Source organism: Photorhabdus hainanensis (genome assembly GCF_018448965.1).
GTDB lineage: Bacteria > Pseudomonadota > Gammaproteobacteria > Enterobacterales > Enterobacteriaceae > Photorhabdus > Photorhabdus akhurstii.
The window spans coordinates 1-2,914 of sequence record NZ_RCWD01000084.1 but is presented as its reverse complement, the minus strand read 5'-3'; the positions used below and the strand labels follow the sequence as shown (position 1 = coordinate 2,914).

At 46.1% G+C, this 2,914-nt stretch carries 8 protein-coding genes; all 8 read right to left on the bottom strand.

The features are described from left to right. Positions 1 to 332 (bottom strand): gp16 family protein (locus tag EAE92_RS23815; protein WP_214069832.1); only part of this gene is annotated, 332 nt, incomplete at its 3' end. Continuing rightward, a complete protein-coding gene (locus tag EAE92_RS23810; protein WP_065824597.1) occupies positions 325 to 675 on the bottom strand; it encodes a DUF4406 domain-containing protein in 351 nt (116 codons plus the stop codon). The genes EAE92_RS23810 and EAE92_RS23815, both read right to left, overlap by 8 nt. Then, positions 672 to 1,100 (bottom strand): hypothetical protein, encoded by a 429-nt coding sequence (locus EAE92_RS23805; protein WP_214069831.1) that lies wholly within the window; start codon positions 1,098 to 1,100, stop codon positions 672 to 674. The genes EAE92_RS23810 and EAE92_RS23805 overlap by 4 nt, the downstream gene beginning before the upstream one ends. Positions 1,101 to 1,186: 86 nt before the next feature. Then, a complete protein-coding gene (locus EAE92_RS23800; RefSeq protein WP_172907961.1) occupies positions 1,187 to 1,375 on the bottom strand; it encodes a hypothetical protein in 189 nt (62 codons plus the stop codon). A gap of 1 nt (position 1,376) precedes the next feature. Then, positions 1,377 to 2,009 (bottom strand): DUF3164 family protein, encoded by a 633-nt coding sequence (locus EAE92_RS23795; protein ID WP_214069830.1) that lies wholly within the window; start codon positions 2,007 to 2,009, stop codon positions 1,377 to 1,379. Next, complete coding sequence (locus EAE92_RS23790; RefSeq protein WP_036769232.1) at positions 1,999 to 2,196, bottom strand: hypothetical protein; 198 nt, start codon at positions 2,194 to 2,196, stop codon at positions 1,999 to 2,001. Before EAE92_RS23790 ends, EAE92_RS23795 begins: the two co-directional genes overlap by 11 nt. 12 nt (positions 2,197 to 2,208) lie before the next feature. Then, positions 2,209 to 2,469 carry a hypothetical protein gene (locus EAE92_RS23785; RefSeq protein WP_065824601.1) on the bottom strand — a complete coding sequence of 87 codons (261 nt, stop codon included), beginning with the start codon at positions 2,467 to 2,469 and terminating at the stop codon, positions 2,209 to 2,211. Then, positions 2,466 to 2,914, bottom strand: a 449-nt coding sequence (locus EAE92_RS23780) for an AAA family ATPase (RefSeq protein ID WP_214069829.1), incomplete at its 5' end; no start/stop codon positions are given. The genes EAE92_RS23780 and EAE92_RS23785, both read right to left, overlap by 4 nt.

Here is a 2,914-nt window from a genome sequence, read left to right as displayed (position 1 = left end):
GCTGTTTGTCGCATCACAAATTTATTCAATGCTGACTCTGAACCATCATCAATAAATCCCTGCTGATGCATGGTGATCCAAATAGCCCGAATTTTGTTAATTTCTGCCGTGCGCACACGGCCTTTAACATGCTGATAATCAGGCTTAAAACGGCGTTTAAATCCCCGCTCAACAAACGCGACGTACACCTGTTTTAATTCATGATGGGACATATCACTGCATGATGTTTTCCCGCCGGTTGCTGTCGCCAGGGCCGCGCGATAAGTGTCATCGTCAAGCTTAAGTTTGGTTTTGGCGATATGAATAAGGCGGATCAGTTGTTGTTTATTCATCGTTCATTTTCCCCCGTTGTTTACGGTTCCGGGCAGCAGCGGCATGGAATACATCCCATGAGTCGTACATAAACATCAAATTGTGCATTTTGGCCCGGTCAAACTCCATGACAGCACCCGTGCTGTTTTCCCAGCCGTCGAGTAAATAAATGGCATCAGCTTGCTCCAGCATCACCAGCGACATACGCATATATTGTTCATGCGTCAGTCCGTCAGGATGGACAGCAGGATTCAGAACAATAAGGCCCTGGCTTTTTAGCTGTTTCGCTACAAGATTGAATGCATCACGATTGAAATTGGGTTTGCCGGTCATCGGGCCTGAAATAAAAACAACGGGTGTCATTGTGATACCTCCGATTTGTTAATCCACTCAAGCCCTGCAATCTTTTTGTATTGCCGGATTAATTGAACGGCGTTGATAAATCCAGGAGAAAGATAAGTGTGGGTTTTATAGATATATGGCAATTCTTTTTTCGCATGACGCTTACCCAACAACTTTTCTACTTCTGCAATTCTTGTTTTGCTATACAATGGCTTGGTAACCGTCCGCCAAAATAATTCAGTTAATGGGTTATACATATCATGGCCTTTGTCACCCCATGCAAGGCACACCTTATTATTGAAATAAACAAATAATTGGCTCCTGTTCTCGCTGACCCTTTCCCTGGTAACGCTAATGACAACGCCCTGATACTGAAAACTAACGTGGCAAAATAGACTTTTCAGCTCTTCTTCAATAGCTTTCCATCCTGGTTTATCAATATTCATTGTTGCTGTCCTCAATTTTGGCGTAAGCGCGCCCCTGGCGGGTTTACGCCATGTTTAAACCGTCTTTAATTTTGTGGTGTGCTAAATCACGCCGGAGTTAAATAATCTGTTCTGACAAAATAAGGTTCAGTACTAATTTCAACTACCGTGCAATGGGTTAAATCTTTCGCTTTATCAATTGTCTTGACCGGCGTTCCACCGCGTAATATTTTGTTGGGCTGATAAATAAAACTGGCTCCAACCCGATAACGTTGATTAAACCGTTTCGCTTTCATGTCAGACCCCGGCAATATCCAACGGTATCGGTTTATACTGGTCAGTATCCCCCACACGTTCATAAACCCGAATATAGGATTTACTGCCGATAACTTGCAAAGCTTCTCCGATAGCAATCATCGCCTTATTCCAACGCTCATCATCAATATCCAGCCGACGCAGACCCAGGACACGACCTGTATTAATGTCACCTTCCTTATCGGTAGAGAACGCCTGACTAATCAAGGCATGGATTTCAGGACGCGCCCCTTCCGTCCAGTCTGCAAGACATTCATCAATCAGGGATTTAGCCGCCTGCAAACGCTCATCAAAAGCAATACGGTCTTGCATTGCACGTTGAATTTTAAAACGGCCATCATAAGAATAGAGTGTCACATTGCCTTTTTTCCCGCCTTTCGTGGCGCCGTATTTCTCTGCTGACAAATCAACAAAAGCCTGGATATCAGCAAAAGCACGCAGCTTCAACTCAGCTAATGCCGAGTTAACCGTGATGGCCTGCTCAACGATTTCTCCGACTAAATTATCCCGCTCCAGATCAATCGCTTTGATGATACTGACGGGCGTCAGTACGCCTTTAGCATCGACCCAATAACTCTCCGGTGCCTGCTGTGTTGTGTATTGTTTAGTGGACATGTTGATTAACCTCCTGAGTGTGAAAACATAAATCGTATTGCTGCGCGAGGTGATGCTTAATAACCTGTACCAGCGCCATGACCTCTTGTTTTTCATTGGCTGTGTAGACAGCGCCGCCTGACGCTTTAACGTCATGCATTAATTTCCCCTGATGAGTGGTAATAACAATTTCGATTTTAACAGCCATACATCCCCCTAATTAATGTAATGATTCAGACCAAAAGACCTGACAACCGCAATGCATAAACATCCCCTGCCGATAATCACTATTGCGCCCAAGGTATCGGTAGGTGGCCTTACCGTTACGAATTAACTGCTCACAATGCTGATGGCGGGCAATTTGTATACGCGGCGCACTATCCCGTATCATGATACTCATCACAGTAAACCCCTGTTCTGTCAGCGCGGATACCGCATCGCCAGCACGATTAAATACTGAAACCAGTGAATCCTTTGTCATAATGTCGCCCCCTCTAAATCTTTAACCGCCGCGCGGATATGTTTCTCAGAAAGGAGTTCGTTGTTGCCTTTGGCAAACATGGCTGCCAGTCGCAGGGTATGGGATACGGTACGCAGTGCGCCGGGACGTTCTGATAACTGCTGAACTAACGCGCGTTCCTGTTGGCCCAACCCCCAAGCCTCAGCAATGGCGATAACGTCATCTTTTTTGGTTTTCAGGATGGCGACTTTTTTCGCTATCCGGCTGAACAATCGCGCAAAGTCCACACTGCGGGAACTACCGCCAGTCAGCCGGGCATAGACTTGATGATTGCCGACCAGCGCCAGACCAATACCGGTCTCCTCCTGCAAGATGCGCAATTCCTCTAATACCGGATAATCAAGATGGTCGGCCTCATCAATCACCAATAACCCCGATGTGCCGCGCAATTTTCTGCGTACTGCCC

Coding starts and splice junctions, on each gene's coding strand:
- EAE92_RS23795 (WP_214069830.1), bottom strand. CDS start 2,009: ATGTCCACTAAACAATACACAACACAGCAGGCACCGGAGAGTTATTGG.
- EAE92_RS23790 (WP_036769232.1), bottom strand. CDS start 2,196: ATGGCTGTTAAAATCGAAATTGTTATTACCACTCATCAGGGGAAATTA.
- EAE92_RS23810 (WP_065824597.1), bottom strand. CDS start 675: ATGACACCCGTTGTTTTTATTTCAGGCCCGATGACCGGCAAACCCAAT.
- EAE92_RS23800 (WP_172907961.1), bottom strand. CDS start 1,375: ATGAAAGCGAAACGGTTTAATCAACGTTATCGGGTTGGAGCCAGTTTT.
- EAE92_RS23785 (WP_065824601.1), bottom strand. CDS start 2,469: ATGACAAAGGATTCACTGGTTTCAGTATTTAATCGTGCTGGCGATGCG.
- EAE92_RS23805 (WP_214069831.1), bottom strand. CDS start 1,100: ATGAATATTGATAAACCAGGATGGAAAGCTATTGAAGAAGAGCTGAAA.